The 14,195-nt window shown below is 42.4% G+C and carries 10 protein-coding genes; 1 reads left to right on the plus strand and 9 read right to left on the minus strand.

Going from position 1 to position 14,195, the window contains the following annotated elements:
* Positions 1–67 precede the first annotated feature (67 nt).
* The 9 genes from pduB to LJE11_RS08445 all read right to left on the minus strand — a co-directional run bounded on the left by pduB (position 68) and on the right by LJE11_RS08445 (position 12,674).
* A complete protein-coding gene (gene pduB / locus LJE11_RS08405; protein WP_008705201.1) occupies positions 68–784 on the minus strand; it encodes a microcompartment protein PduB in 717 nt (238 codons plus the stop codon).
* 368 nt (positions 785–1,152) lie between these two features.
* Complete coding sequence (locus LJE11_RS08410) at positions 1,153–1,995, minus strand: Rpn family recombination-promoting nuclease/putative transposase (RefSeq protein ID WP_008705204.1); 843 nt, start codon at positions 1,993–1,995, stop codon at positions 1,153–1,155.
* A gap of 348 nt (positions 1,996–2,343) precedes the next feature.
* Positions 2,344–3,303, minus strand: a complete 960-nt coding sequence (locus tag LJE11_RS08415; RefSeq protein WP_008705206.1) for an ABC transporter permease — start codon at positions 3,301–3,303, stop codon at positions 2,344–2,346.
* Positions 3,304–3,315: 12 nt separating this feature from the next.
* A complete protein-coding gene (locus LJE11_RS08420) occupies positions 3,316–4,812 on the minus strand; it encodes a sugar ABC transporter ATP-binding protein (protein WP_008705208.1) in 1,497 nt (498 codons plus the stop codon).
* 11 nt (positions 4,813–4,823) lie between these two features.
* Positions 4,824–5,762, minus strand: coding sequence for an ABC transporter permease (locus tag LJE11_RS08425; protein ID WP_008705209.1), 939 nt, complete (start codon positions 5,760–5,762; stop codon positions 4,824–4,826).
* Positions 5,763–5,920: 158 nt separating this feature from the next.
* Positions 5,921–7,063, minus strand: a complete 1,143-nt coding sequence (locus tag LJE11_RS08430; RefSeq protein ID WP_008705211.1) for a sugar ABC transporter substrate-binding protein — start codon at positions 7,061–7,063, stop codon at positions 5,921–5,923.
* Positions 7,064–7,402: 339 nt separating this feature from the next.
* The gene (locus LJE11_RS08435; protein ID WP_008705213.1) at positions 7,403–9,046 is read right to left on the minus strand and encodes a response regulator transcription factor; all 1,644 of its coding nucleotides are present in this window, start codon (positions 9,044–9,046) and stop codon (positions 7,403–7,405) included.
* Between the two features lie 172 nt (positions 9,047–9,218).
* Positions 9,219–11,024 (minus strand): sensor histidine kinase, encoded by a 1,806-nt coding sequence (locus LJE11_RS08440; RefSeq protein ID WP_227295812.1) that lies wholly within the window; start codon positions 11,022–11,024, stop codon positions 9,219–9,221.
* Positions 11,025–11,435: 411 nt separating this feature from the next.
* Complete coding sequence (locus tag LJE11_RS08445) at positions 11,436–12,674, minus strand: galactokinase (protein ID WP_008705215.1); 1,239 nt, start codon at positions 12,672–12,674, stop codon at positions 11,436–11,438.
* A gap of 403 nt (positions 12,675–13,077) precedes the next feature.
* On the opposite strand from LJE11_RS08445, the gene LJE11_RS08450 reads away from it, so the two are divergent.
* Positions 13,078–13,974 (plus strand): AraC family transcriptional regulator, encoded by an 897-nt coding sequence (locus LJE11_RS08450; RefSeq protein ID WP_008705216.1) that lies wholly within the window; start codon positions 13,078–13,080, stop codon positions 13,972–13,974.
* Positions 13,975–14,195 lie beyond the last annotated feature (221 nt).

The raw sequence follows: 14,195 nt of genomic DNA on the forward strand, positions 1-14,195 counted from the left end.
TTGGCATATTCATGCCAAAACACCTCGCGGGATAGTGGTGTGTGAACAGTAACAACAAAGTTTATTTCTACAAATACGGGATCCCCGGTATCTCCGGATAACTGCCCATTCCGATCAGAAGCTCCAGACCTGTCTGTCTGGCATTTAATACCGCTGTCTTAGCAGCACTGGCATCTCCGGAAACTGCCAGGATCACTTCATTGGAATGGCTGGTTCCCTTATTTGGCGTCATATATTTCGCAATGGAAAGAGGCGCTGATTTCATCGCAGTATCTGCCATCACAAGCCCTATTGCAGCCGGAGAACCCGCCATAAACCCAAAGGCTTCTCCAACCGGTACTCCGAATGCTTTATTCAGAGCCTGTCCTGCACTGGCTGAATAGGCGAATTCCAGATGTCCGCTCTCGCTGATATAGAGTTCACCTGCATATTTATTCGTAAGTTCCAAAGCCATAGATATGGCATGGCGTACATCCGAGACATCAGTTCCCCCAAGAACAATATAATTTCCATGACCTCCCCATCCCTTGGTATCCCTCGGCAATTCTATGGAAAGAACCTCTGTGTTGGTTGCTTTCACCGCATCATCGATAGCAGTGATCTGTCCTGCAGCACCTGTACGGGAACTGAACAATCCCAGACAGCGATACTTCATTCCTACGTTCATAGTCTCCAGCAAAGTATCATCAATCCCTGAAATCACAAGCCCGATCGTATCCAGAACTGCGGTTCCTACAAATTCATTTCTTGTACAGTTTGTACTTATCTTGTGTACATCTATCATTTGAAATCCTCTCCCGTTCTTTTTCCTGTATTTACTCTGTTAATGGGTATCTTCCGTATACCGCTCTCTGAGTCAGGCAACAACTTTCTGCGCGTTTTTTCTTATAGCAATTCCATGAAATAATGATAACATGAAACCATTTTACCGTAAAGTTAGATCATGCACATTCCTTGGATTTCTGCGACTTTTCCTCCCCTGCGGAGATTGTGAATATCTGCCTGACTTATAGCAAAAGAGTCCTTCTGTTTCCCACTACATTAATAATAACAAGTTTCTGATAGATTGCCCGATATGGGCTTAGAATTTATAGATGCGTGCAAATTTTCCGCTAAAAATAACTACCGGTTTTAAGAAATACTTCAGAACCTTCACATATTTTGTTCAAACTCTTCAAGAGAAGACACTTTAAGCGAAAGCTGGAACCACAGGTTAAGTTTTTCAATATCTGTTTCGGACATGATTTTCTCTTTTAACTCAGACGGAACTGAAAATTTGGATTCAAGCGCAGTAAGAAGAAATTCCTGTTTTCCTTCTGTATTTCCTTCCCGTTTTTCATTCCTCATCATTTCCTCTAACAGCATATATCTTTCCTCCATCCCACGATTCTGCTTGATCTTATCAATACTGTCCTGCAGATGTCTGACAAATGGATCTGTCGTTGAAATCCCTTCTGTTCGCCCGGTATTTTTCACATAATCCAGAAACTGCAGTAACTCTTCAGGAATACCATCTCTATTCCTTCCATGTGCGTTGAGATAAACAGTTTTCACACCATCACTTACAGATTTTCCCGTTTCTTCACAGACCATACCTGTTGAATAACGATACAATCCATCACCGAATGGATCAAAATCACAGATAAAAATAACATAAGTATCCGGAAGATTCTCATAGGAATCACCTGCAAGTAAGGCGTCCATGTCTATCTGGTCATGATAATAACGGCTTCTTTTCGGAAGAAATTTCTGCAAAGTAACCTGCATCTCCACATTGAAACGTGTTCTGTCAGCATCTGCAGCATAAACATCCAGACGAACCCCATGATATTCCGAATGATATGCCATGGTTTTCTCTGTCTGAATGTGTACTTCCGAAATCGGAATTCCCAATGCCAGCTCCAGCACTCTTCGGCAGATTTCCGGATCAGACATCACTGCTGCAAACATAAACGCATCCCGTATTGTCAGATCTTTGAATTTTCTGGTTTCCATTCTTCTGTCCTTTCCGAAGCAGAAGAACTCTTTGGACTTAGTATAATGCAAAAAGATGGATTCTACAAGAAAAAGTTTTCGACAAAATCACACATGGCACTTGTAAATAAAATACGAAATGAGGTTTAATATATAAATTTTCTTCGACTCTAAAAATTTTTTATACAAAAGATAAATCTCTAAGACAAAAATCCCCGTCTCCTGCAGATTCAATTTCTGCGGAAAGCCAGGGATTTTATGTAAATATAGTAATGAGATTATGTCAGCTTATATGACGAATGTTTTTTGTCATATAAATCTATAACACTGTCTGCTGCAATACCCACAGCACTCTAAGCATGATAATGATCACTTAACAATCATACCTGTCTTCCTGTCACTGAAGATTGCTACCTCGATCAGGAAGATGATACCGAGGATCAGCTGCTGTAACTGTGTCGGCATCATCAGCATTACCAGACCACTGGAAAGTACTTTGTATGTCATAACACCAAGAATGATATTGTAGAATCTTACTTTAGCACCGCCGTTTACAGGCATTCCGCCAAGTACCAGGGCGATCATGATCTGTGTTTCCAGCTGGTTTCCGGCTGTGGATGTAACGGAACCTACTTTGATAGCATTGACAAATGCTGCAAGTCCTGTGATGCATCCTGCTGCCACGAATACGAGGATCTTTGTAGTTTCTACACGGATACCTGCGAATCTTGCTGCTGTTTCACCTGCACCGATTGCTTTCAGTCTGGAGCCCAGACCTGTGTAAGTGAATACAAGGTATGCCACTACGAAGATGATCACTGTAAAAGTAAGCATAAATGGCAGTGTGTTGTATTTGGAAATATCACTTACTGCATAAACAGGTGAGTTAGTTGTTGCATAAGCACAAACTCCACGGAACAGATACATTGTACAGATTGTAACAATGAAGCTTGTGATTTTTCTCTTAACATTGAAGTAACCATTGATCAGTCCGATCAGTCCACCTGTTACCACACCACCCAGAGCTGCCAGAACCATATTGTAATGGGAAAGGTAGCAGACTACGATGGAAGCAACACCAAGCATGGAGCCCTGGGAGAAATCCAGGCCACCCATTGTCATTACCATGAACACGCCGATGGATGAGATCAGCAGCATGTATGACTGGCTCAGAAGCAGTGATATATTTTTCGGCTGAAACAGTCTGCCGTCTGTGAGGAATGCAAATAATACACAGATGATCACGAATCCTGCGATAGGAAGGATCGTACGCACAATGGGACGTTCCAGAAATGGTACTTGCTCAGTTGATTTTTTTGTTGTACTCATTTTTTTACCCCCTTAAATCATATTGTCAATCAGATCTGTGTCTTTCAGATCCGGAGAGCGAAGGAATTCACCATTGATCTTGCCGTCTTTCATGATCAGGATACGATCTGCCATACCCAGAAGCTCCATGATTTCCTCAGAGATCATAATAATGGATTTTCCTCTTTTTCTCATATCGTTCATCATGGCATAGATATCAGCTTTAACTTTGACATCAATACCACGTGTAGGGGAGTCAAGGATGATCAGGTCGGAGTCTTTACCAACCCAGCGTGCAAGAACGACTTTCTGTTTGTTACCGCCTGAAAGAGCGGATACAAACTGGTCAACACCTGTCATTTTTGTACTCATCTGTTTTGCAAATTTATTGGCAAATTCATTCATTGTCTTTGCACGAAGGAATCCATGAGTCTTCAGATCCTCCAGAGATGGAAGACAGATGTTATCGCCAATTGTATCATTGATGACCAGAGACTCATTGTCACGGTCTTTGGAAGCATATGCAATACTGTGTTTGATGGCATCCGGAATGGAATTGATCGGTGTGCCATCTCCCAGAGTTACACTTCCCTGACGGAAATAGGAAGCTCCGAAAAGTGCCTTTCCAACCTCATGCATACCACATTCGGAAAGTCCTCCGATACCAAGAATCTCACCTTTGTGAAGATCAAGGTTCAGGTTCTCGATCTGTCCTTTTACTGTCACGTTCTTAGCAGAAAGAACAACTTCGTCAGATACCTTTTCGCCGTAGTCTGTACGATAGTAACTGTCACCGATTTCACGACCTACCATTAAGGCTTTCAGTCTGTCAGGTGTAGCTTCCTCTTTTGTAATGGAACCGATCTTTACACCATCTCGAAGTACGCTGATGTTATCAGACTGCTCAATAACCTCCTCAAGGTCATGGGAAATAAAGATTACGCAGTTTCCTGTGTCACGAACTTTGTGCATTACCTTGAAAAGCTCTTCACGGCCTTTCTGTCCAAGTGCTGTTGTTGTCTCGTCTACAACCAGAACCTTCGGATTAAAGTAAGTAGATTTTACAATCTCTACCAGCTTACGATCTTCGAAGTTGTAATCATCGATTACTTTAGTTGCATCAATATAGTTGAATCCATAGCTGTCCAGATATTCCTGGGCTTTCTTGTTCATTGCTGCGGTATTTTTGATACCACATTTGGTAAACTGATCCTCGTTTCCAAGGAAAATATTCTCTGCTACAGTCAGTCCGGAAAGTGTTCCGATCTCCTGTACGATAATGGCTACACCCTGATGGTTGGCTTCAACCTGGTTTGTTGCAGTAATCTCTTTTCCTTCAAGGATAAACTTACCGGAATCTTTCTGGTAAATACCTGTCAGGCAGGATGTTAATGTAGATTTACCGGAACCATTTTCACCGATCAGTGCGTGGATCTCACCTTTATTAAATGTAAAGGAAACGTTGTCCAGGGCGTGTGTGATGCCAAAATGTTTATCAATATTTTCTGCTCTTAATAATATTTCACCCATAATCGTTCTCCTTATTTTACTACAAGACCTTTAACCGGTTTGGTTGTCAGTGCAACGATTGCCAGCAGTGCAACACCTGTTACCACGTTCTGGATAGTAGTCGGAGCACCAAGTGCAACGAAACCGTTGAACATAAGCTGGATGATCATCTCACCGATCACGATAGCGATAACCGGATGGCCGTATTTCTTAAATGCCAGTCCAAAGAATGTTCCCATCAGAGGAGTAAAGTTACGGCTCATAGAGGAAAGGTTGGAAGCTGATGTCATGGAAGTACCAAAGCTGATCGTCAGGATTGCCTGAAGTCCGAAGAAGAAACCTGCAAGAGTAAAGGCTACAATTTTGTATTTGGAAACATTTACACCCATGTTCTTTGCAACAACTTCATTACTTCCGATTGCGTATGTATAAGTACCGATCTTTGTGTATTTCAGAATGAATGCACAGAGCAGATATGCGATCAGTGCCAGGATCAGGTTGACCGGATAATCACCGAATGCTCTGTAATCTGTAGACAGGATTACGTTCTTTCCGTTTGTGGCATATACACTGAATGCCTCGTATATCAGTGACAGGGCACATGTAACGATCAGGGAAGAAATATGTAATTTAATATAAACCACACCATTGATGAGACCAATGATCGTACCACAGATCAGCGGTGCAATGATAAGACCGGCATAACCGAATTTCTCACTTGCATTGCAGGCGATAATGGATGAAAGTACGATATTGGCACCAACGCTCATATCGAAAGGTCCCATTACGCAGATAAAGTAGAGGCCACATCCGCCAACTGCGTAAATTAATGCTGATTTCATGTAAGTGGCCAGTTTCTCCGGGGAACCGAAAGTAGTCGGTGCAAGTACTTTAAATACTGCCCAGAAAACTACAAGCATAAGAACCAGAAGGCCGATTCCATAATACTGGCTTTGTTTGAGTTTTTTCATAACCATTCTCCTTATCCAATTCATCGCCCGCCAAAAGCAGGAGGTCACACGCTTCATCAGGGTTTGGCCTTTTGCTTCGAGCGGGCACTGACAATTACCTCTTAAAAGTTTCTCCACTGCCCTTTGGAGAAAAGGCAGTGGAGCATAAGTTCATCATATTAGTTGCTGTGACGGGAAATAACATCCTCAATAGAAAGTGATGTAGCTGCTTTGTTCAGATCATCAAAGCTGTATCCTGCTAATTCCACAAGCTCTTCATCTGTGTATGGATCGTCATCTACAAAGTATTTCTTGTAGTTTTCATAGTCTTCGGAAGAAGATACATACAGGTATGGGAACTGGATTTCGTATCCGAAGGATCCTTCATCTTTTACATAGTTGCCTTTGATTGCGTTATATGTGATAAGGAATGCATATAACGGGTCGCAGAAGTGTCCGCCTGATTCAGCAAACATTCCGCCTGATTCAAGCTGCTCGCCAAGGTCATCAAGGAAGTCTGTGGAAACAACGTCGATCTTTCCTGTAAGTCCTTCGTTTGCCAGAGCACCGATAGAACCAACAAGTGGGTCACCGCCGCCGCCCGCAACGATCAGAGCGTCCATATCAGGGTTGGAGTTGTAAAGGGAAAGAGCTGCTGCTGCACCTTCTTCGGAAGATGTGTTAGCATATACAGGCTCTGTGATTGTTGCCTGATCATCCGGGTTAGCTTCATTCCATTCGTCAACTGCCTGTTTGTAACCTTTCCATCTCTGCTGGAAGGTAGCATCACCAACTGTCCATGCCTCAAGTCCGATGTTTCTGTCACCGTTCTCAAGAAGCAGGTTAACCAGTGTATATCCGTTTGTTACTTCGTCTTCATGAACTGCACCAAGATAATACTGTGAGTTGCATGCTGTCTGATATACTTCAGGGCTGTTCTCTTCGGAGATAATACGGTAGAACTGTGTAAGGTAAACCTGATTTGCATCACATGTCTGGATGGCAGATGTCATTTCAGAGTCTGCAGAGTTACAGATTACGATACCGTTACATCCTGCTGCGCAAAGCTGTTCAACAGAAGCTGTAACCTGCTCAGATACGTGGCCCTGGTCAACATACATTACATTAACACCAAGAGCATCTGCTGCTTTGTCAATGATTTTTTTACTCTGGCTTCCAAGTACGTCTGTGGAGCTCCAGATTGATACGCCGATTGTGATGTCGTCATCGGCTGCCTGTGCTGTAACTGCACCTGCCGGTAAAGAACCAACCATTGCTGCTGTTGCTGCGATAGCGACTGCTTTTCTCATTCTTTTTTTCATGTTGTAAAACCCTCCTTGAAAAATCTTAGTTTCTTATTTTTTTGAACGGAAGTTTTTCCGGGCTTTCCGTTCCTCTGTGATTATATTAAACCATACTTTGCCTTTGGTCAGTTAGGACATATTTGAAAAATTTTGTTGCACATTTTTGACCAGTTTATATATAAAACTTGGACAAAATATGAACAAGTTGGGCAAAATGCCAGTAACTTGTATGTTTTCTCTATTGATCAGTTGTATATCTTTCAAAAAAGTCCTCTGTATCGATTCGATAAGAACCGCCATACAGAGGACTTCCGCTTTCGCTACTGTCCACTCAATTCTACCTGAGTTTCTTCCATATTATAATTGCGTAAACTTATTCCGATACTCCCTCGGGCTGCATCCCACCTTCTTTCGGAACACCCTGCTGAAGTAGTTATAATCATCATATCCCACCAGAAACGAAATCGTCTCCAGCTTCTTGTCCTGATTTTTCATAAGCTCTGCCGCTTTCTCCATCCGGATTCTGGTAAGAAATGCAATGATCGTCTCACCGTATTTCTGACTGAAAGTCCTGGAGAGATAGCTTGCATCCATATGATACTGCTCTGCCAGAGCAGTGAGTGTAATATTCTCATGATAGGAACGCTCAATATATTTATGTATCTGCTCCACCTGTTGCATAATAGAACCTGCATCAGAGCTTTTATCCTCTCCGCTCTCCCATAAGCTGTCCAACAGGATTTTCAGGGATACAAGCAGAGAGTGTGCATTGAGACATTTCATATAATAATCAATGTTATCCATGGCTTCCTCTGCCTGTGCGGTAAGCTCCGGGCATTTCTCCTGAACATAACGGTAAAGGATTCCTGTAATCCTGCCCGCATACTGTTTCACATCCAGGTAAGTCCAGTTTCCATCATCACACTGTCTGAAATTACAGGTCTTAAAGATCAGCTTCTCTGCCTCTGCCTTCTGTCCCGTTGTCAACAGATGATACAATTCCGTCTCCATATGTGCAGGTGCTGATTTCCCGACCATCTGCGTTTCGCTGTTTCTTGGCAGCTCTCCTGTTTTCTCTTCCGGGCAGAAAAGGATACTGTGTTCCCTGTTAAACGGACGGGTAATCAGTGTTGAGATCAGTTCTCTGTAAACTGTACCGATATCATCCAGTGAACTTGTCTGCTCATGGAGTACAACAGAGACAGGGCCGTATTCTTCCAGCGGAAATTCTTTCAGAATATTTTCTGCCAGTGCTCTGAATTCCTTTGCGTCAGCAGTCTTTACAATAAGAAATTCGCTCATCTTATTGCTGTTGTTAAAAATAATCGCATTCCCTTTTGAACCGGTCAGTTCTCTCAATCTGGACTTAATATTCCAGGACATCTGCAGATTATCATGTTCAAACTGCTCCGCAATCTCTGTAATATTGTAAAATTTAACCATCAGTGTGGCTACTTCTGAAAATGTATTCGTGCTGGATACATGAGTCTGGGATGCTGACTGCCCGTACAGTTTCCCGGAAAGCAGTGCCGAGTATTCACTGTCTTCCAGAAATGACGACAGCTTATGTTTCTGGAGCTTGCTGGTCTCATCCTGCTTTTTTGTATTCTCACGCTCTTCCAGAAGTCCCAGTGCCTTGGTAAGCACCTTTACCATCTCTTCCTTTCCCACAGGCTTCAGAAGATAATCCAGACCGCCGGAAACAAATACACCCTTTACCTTATCAAAGTCATCATAGCCACTGATGGCGATGGTAATGATTTCAGGGTATTCATTCTGCAAACGCTGCAGCAATTCCAGACCGCTCAGAAATGGCATATTAATATCTGTGAGAATAATATCCGGTTTTTCTTCGGCGATTCTCTCCATAACCTCTTCCCCGTCACATGCAGGCTCCAGAAATTCCAGGGAATACTCCTCCCATGGTATCAGATTCCGGATATTTTCCCTGCTCCAGAATTCATCATCTGCAGCAAGAACCTTATATTTCATATTTTTCATTGTCTCTCTCCTTGCTCATTTTTGAACATTTTCGTAACTATTCAGTAGTCTACTATCCCGCGAGGTGTTTTGGCACGTAAGTACCAAAATCCCGAGACATACAAGCCAAAATGCCATCACCGCAGGTGATTTTTAATGCATTTTGGCTCGTAACTGTGAAGGTACTGAACAGTTACACATTTTCCATATCACCGGAATTCTCCGTAGAAACAGCCGGAACTGTGATCGTCACAGTTGTCCCCTCGCCTGCTGTACTTTCAATATGCAGTCCGTATTTCTCTCCGAAAAGCCTCTTCAGACGCGCGCTGACATTCAGGATTCCAATGGAAATGCCGGACTCCACACGTTTCATATCATTCTGCTCCAGCAGACGGTTCATAGATTCCGCATCCATCCCCGCACCATTATCCTGAACTGTGATCACCAGATTCTCATTCACATGTTCTGAACGTATCAGAAGTTTTTTATCCTTACGGCGGACATTTCTGAGACCATGTGTAAGCGCATTCTCCACAACCGGCTGGATGCAGATACGCGGCATCTGATCTGCCAGTGTATCGCTGTCAATCTGATAATCGTAAGCTATCGTTGAGCCATTTCTCATATCCATAACATAGAGATAATTTCTCACATGCGCCATCTCATTCTGCACAGTGGAAAGCTCATCTGTCATATTCAGGCTGTAGCGGAAAATTGCAGACAATGAATGGCACATACCGCTTACCATCGGACAGTTCTGCGCATTGGCAATCCCGCTCATGGTATCCAGTGTATTATAGAGAAAATGAGGATTTATCTGCGCCTGCAGCATTTTATACTCCGTCCGCTCTACCAGCATTTTATGCTGCAGTTCTTCCTGTGCCATGACCTGCATACGGTCAAGCATTTCATTAAATTCCGTACCCAGCGTAGTCAATTCCTGAGACCATCCTACGGGCTGCACCCGAAGCTGGGTTTCTCCGTCCTTGATCCGCGTGATAGTGCTGCTCATCTCTTCTACAGGCTTTGTCATCCACTGAGACACAAACAATACGATCACCATAATTGCAAGGATCATGGCTCCCATTATAATAAGAAGTGTTCGTATCAGTGTCTTCTGCGTTGCAGTGAGAAGAGACTGGGAGACAAGCACAAATGCCTCCAGATTATAGTTCTCCTGTGACACCTGGATCAGATAATTTCCATCATACTCCTGTTCCAGTTCACCGGATTTATAATGACTTTGTACAACCTTTGCCAACTGCTTCTGGATTCTGCGCTGACTCTCAGAAGCCTCTCCGGTCATTGCAATCACCCGGTCATTTAATGGCTGCAGCCACAGACATACCTGCTCTACATCCACATATTTAGCCATAATTGAAGTAAATGCCGCACTGTTAATATCACAGACCAGATACCCCAGGGCATTCCTGTCTGCATCATAATTATGCAGTTTCAACACAAACCGCACAATATCTTTCTTTGCAACAGAATTGTGATATCCGGAAATCATCAGGTCTGTACGATCTCCATGCACATAATCATAAACCCGGTCTGAATTATCATCATACTCTACCTTGTAAATATCTTTGGGATATGTAACTGAATTGTAGCGGTAGCTGCTGATCAGATGATCTTTTGTATCATAAAGATACATGGCAAGAAGCTGATCCTCCTTTGTAAAACGTTTCCTTGCAAAATACCAGCTTCTCCAGTAATAATCCTTCATGCTTGAATCCTTTTCAGCAGTATCACGCATAGCTGCGATAAGATCCTGCTCACTGTAGATCATAAGCATTTCCCCTCGTATTGTGTGAATAAAATTAGACAGATCTGTCTGCATTTTATTCAGAGAAAGCTCATGATCTGAAATACTCTCTGCCCGGATCTGTCTGCGCAGAGACTGATGAAACAGAAACGTCTGCAGAAGAAGTGCGAATACGACACTTACGATGCACAGAACAAGCAGTGCCTTCCGCATTGTCCATTCTTTTTTCATTATTCCTTCCCCCTCATGTCAAGCGGATAAAATCATCCGCTTCGTTACGCGGCTCTACATCGAATAACTGCTCCGCAGTTTATTCGGTTAGATACCTTATAATTCTGTAGCAATTCCTGTAAATTTCACATTCTGATAAGCAGATGCAAAATGCATTATCTACAAAAATTATCATATATCATTATCATAATTATACATTATCACAATTATAATACAGGAATTTTGCATTGAAAAGCAAAACAGGAAACTTCCATCAAAAAAACAGCAGTAAAGTGTATGGCAATCCAATCCACCTTACTGCTGCCTGTTTTTCCTGATAACATCTAAATCAATATTTGTCAAACAGATATTCACAATCTGCTTCGCTGCCTGCTCATAATTGTATGTTCAGTAACACCCTTTGCGACATATTTACTTTTCAATATGTACTGCACCAACTGCGCGGATATTCATCGGATATACGTTTTCTTTTCCTGCAAATTCAGAAATATAGGAAACATAGTTCTCTGTCTCCTCTTCCGGCACTACGCACATGATAACACCGGCAAATCCGCCTCCATGGATACGGCAGATACCTTTGCCCAGTTTCTCAAGGAAGAGATCTGTAAGAGCAAGCGCAACCGAAATCTTCTGCTCTGTATATGCTTTGATCGGATAGCAGTTCTGAAGTAATTCCCAGGAAGATTTTCCGGATTCACTGAGAAGCTTCAGTACAGTCTCACCGTCTTTCTCTTCAACTGCTTTTGCGGCTCTCTCTACACGTTCGTTCTCTTTGAAGAAATGAATAGCTCTTAAGATTGCTCTGTCATTATCGATCTTATCCATGTTTGCAAGCACTTTCTCAAGAGTTGTCTCACAGAGAAGCTCTGCTCCTGCTGCCTTGGCTGCTTCTTTCATTTCCATAGGGATCTCAGAGTATTCTTCACTTAAATCAGCATGACCTTTTCCTGTATTAACGATTACAAGATGATGATCATAATCATGGAAGGAGAAGTTTACTTTCTCATATTTTGGATTCTCTCTGTCTGAGAAGTCCAGAAGGATCGGTCCGCCAACTGCACATGCAAGCTGATCCATTAATCCGGAAGCCTTCAGCCAGTAAACATTCTCAGCATACTGTCCTGCTTTTGCATAGTTGATGTATGTCATTGCACCATCATTAAAGAAATAATTAATGATGGAACATACCAGCATTTCGAAAGATGCAGAAGAGCTTACACCTGCTGCGCGGATTACATTTGTGGTCACATAAGCATCAAAACCGGCTACTTTAAAACCGAATTTCTGAATAGCTTCCACCATACCTGCTACCAGAGATACGGTTCCCTGAGCCTTCGGTACGCTGGCAAGATCATTGATGTCTACGACAACTTCCTTGTCATATCCTTCACTTGTGATACGGATAACACTGCTGTTGTTCGGGTAAGCTGCACCGATGGTATCCATGTCAATACTGCCTGCGATTACGCGACCGCCATTATGATCTGTATGGTTTCCGATGATCTCTGTTCTTCCCGGTGCTGTAAAAAATTCTGCTATATCATGATGGTAAATTTCTGCGAAATGATCAGCTACAGCCTGAAAACGTGCTGCTGATTTCTCTGCTTCGCCGTAAATACGTGTCAATTCATTTTTATTTGGAATATTCATTGTAAAAATCCTCCGTTCATTTTTCCGGTCTGACCGCTGATACATAGTTTTATGAGTACTATGTACTGACAATTTTCACGGTTTACAGTGGCAGTGCAGGTGTGAAAACCAGCGGCAGACGGGAATATGTGTATGAAAATTTAGGAGCAGCCTTATCAGCTACACTCTTGGATTAAAGTATACCCTGCTGTGTCATAAAATTCCTTGATAATCTAAGGGGAAAATAGTAAAATCTTGCGTTTATATCTATATAAGTGTACAATGTATTATATAAGTCATCAACAGCAATTTCGCATAACGGTCTTTCTCTGATGCATCGGGTTGTCCGCAATATTTTCCGGAATTGCTATAAAATACGATAATTAAAGATCATCATATATTCTCAACGGAGGACGCATGTATAATGGCAGAGATCATAACCGACGGCTCACAGAAAGAACTGAAGAAACATGGCAGTGATGAATTTCCACTGCTGGTAAGCTACGAGAAACTTTCCGGCTACAAATCCGGCTCCTTTCTCTGGCACTGGCATCCTGAGATAGAAATCACCCTTGTCCTGGATGGACAGATTCTCTATAAAGTAAACCAGTGTACCTACCACATGAAAGCAGGAGATATCCTTCTGGGAAATGCCAATGTACTCCACGCAGGCTTCATGGAAGATATGAAAGACGGCAAATATGTTTCCATCACTTTTCTGCCAAAGATTATCTATGGTTCCTACGGAAGTATCCTGCGCAGGAAATATGTGGAGCCATTTTTACACAATTTCTCCCTTCCTGCAGTCTACATTGACTATTCGCAGCCCTGGCATGAAGTTTTTTCTGAATATGTAAGAGAAATCATAACTCTGTATGAAGAGAAAAAAGAATTTTACGAACTGGATATCACCGGAACGCTGCAGAAGCTGTGGCGCTGTATGCTGCAGAATCTCCCGGAGAACCTCCCCTATACGGAACACAGCAAACTGGAACGAAACCGTATGCGTGAGATCATGGATTATCTGGAATACAATTACATGAATAAAATCCAGATGAAAGATATCGCAGAGGAAATCCACCTCTGCGAGAGCGAATGCAGCCGGTTATTCAAGAGATACATGAACGTATCCCTGTTTACATTTCTGCAGGAATACCGGGTGGAACGGAGCCTTGAATTTCTCCTCAGTTCCGATGACAGCATCATGGAAGTCGCCCAGAAATCCGGCTTCACAGACTCCAACTACTATGCCAAGATATTCTCCAGAGTGAAGGGCTGCAGCCCGCAGAAGTACAGGAAACAAAACACCAAAAAAGAATAATACAACATACGAAAGGAATTAAATAAATTTCTTCCGGCCGTTCAGCATCAGGCACGTTATGTGAAATTACTTGAGGAATAATCTATCAAAAAAACTGCCTGATAAAAATTACCAAGATTATCCTTCCTGTCATATACACAGACAAATAAAAACTGCTATATCAAACATTTCCTGATATATGTTTCTTTGAATAACAAGCCAAATATATCATTCTTGTTTCT

This window comes from Blautia sp. DFI.1.216 (genome assembly GCF_020594215.1).
Classification (GTDB): Bacteria; Bacillota; Clostridia; order Lachnospirales; family Lachnospiraceae; genus Blautia_A; species Blautia_A wexlerae.

Coding starts and splice junctions, on each gene's coding strand:
- pduB (WP_008705201.1), bottom strand. CDS start 784: ATGATAGATGTACACAAGATAAGTACAAACTGTACAAGAAATGAATTT.
- LJE11_RS08410 (WP_008705204.1), bottom strand. CDS start 1,995: ATGGAAACCAGAAAATTCAAAGATCTGACAATACGGGATGCGTTTATG.
- LJE11_RS08415 (WP_008705206.1), bottom strand. CDS start 3,303: ATGAGTACAACAAAAAAATCAACTGAGCAAGTACCATTTCTGGAACGT.
- LJE11_RS08420 (WP_008705208.1), bottom strand. CDS start 4,812: ATGGGTGAAATATTATTAAGAGCAGAAAATATTGATAAACATTTTGGC.
- LJE11_RS08425 (WP_008705209.1), bottom strand. CDS start 5,762: ATGAAAAAACTCAAACAAAGCCAGTATTATGGAATCGGCCTTCTGGTT.
- LJE11_RS08430 (WP_008705211.1), bottom strand. CDS start 7,063: ATGAAAAAAAGAATGAGAAAAGCAGTCGCTATCGCAGCAACAGCAGCA.
- LJE11_RS08435 (WP_008705213.1), bottom strand. CDS start 9,046: ATGAAAAATATGAAATATAAGGTTCTTGCTGCAGATGATGAATTCTGG.
- LJE11_RS08440 (WP_227295812.1), bottom strand. CDS start 11,024: ATGAAAAAAGAATGGACAATGCGGAAGGCACTGCTTGTTCTGTGCATC.
- LJE11_RS08445 (WP_008705215.1), bottom strand. CDS start 12,674: ATGAATATTCCAAATAAAAATGAATTGACACGTATTTACGGCGAAGCA.
- LJE11_RS08450 (WP_008705216.1), top strand. CDS start 13,078: ATGGCAGAGATCATAACCGACGGCTCACAGAAAGAACTGAAGAAACAT.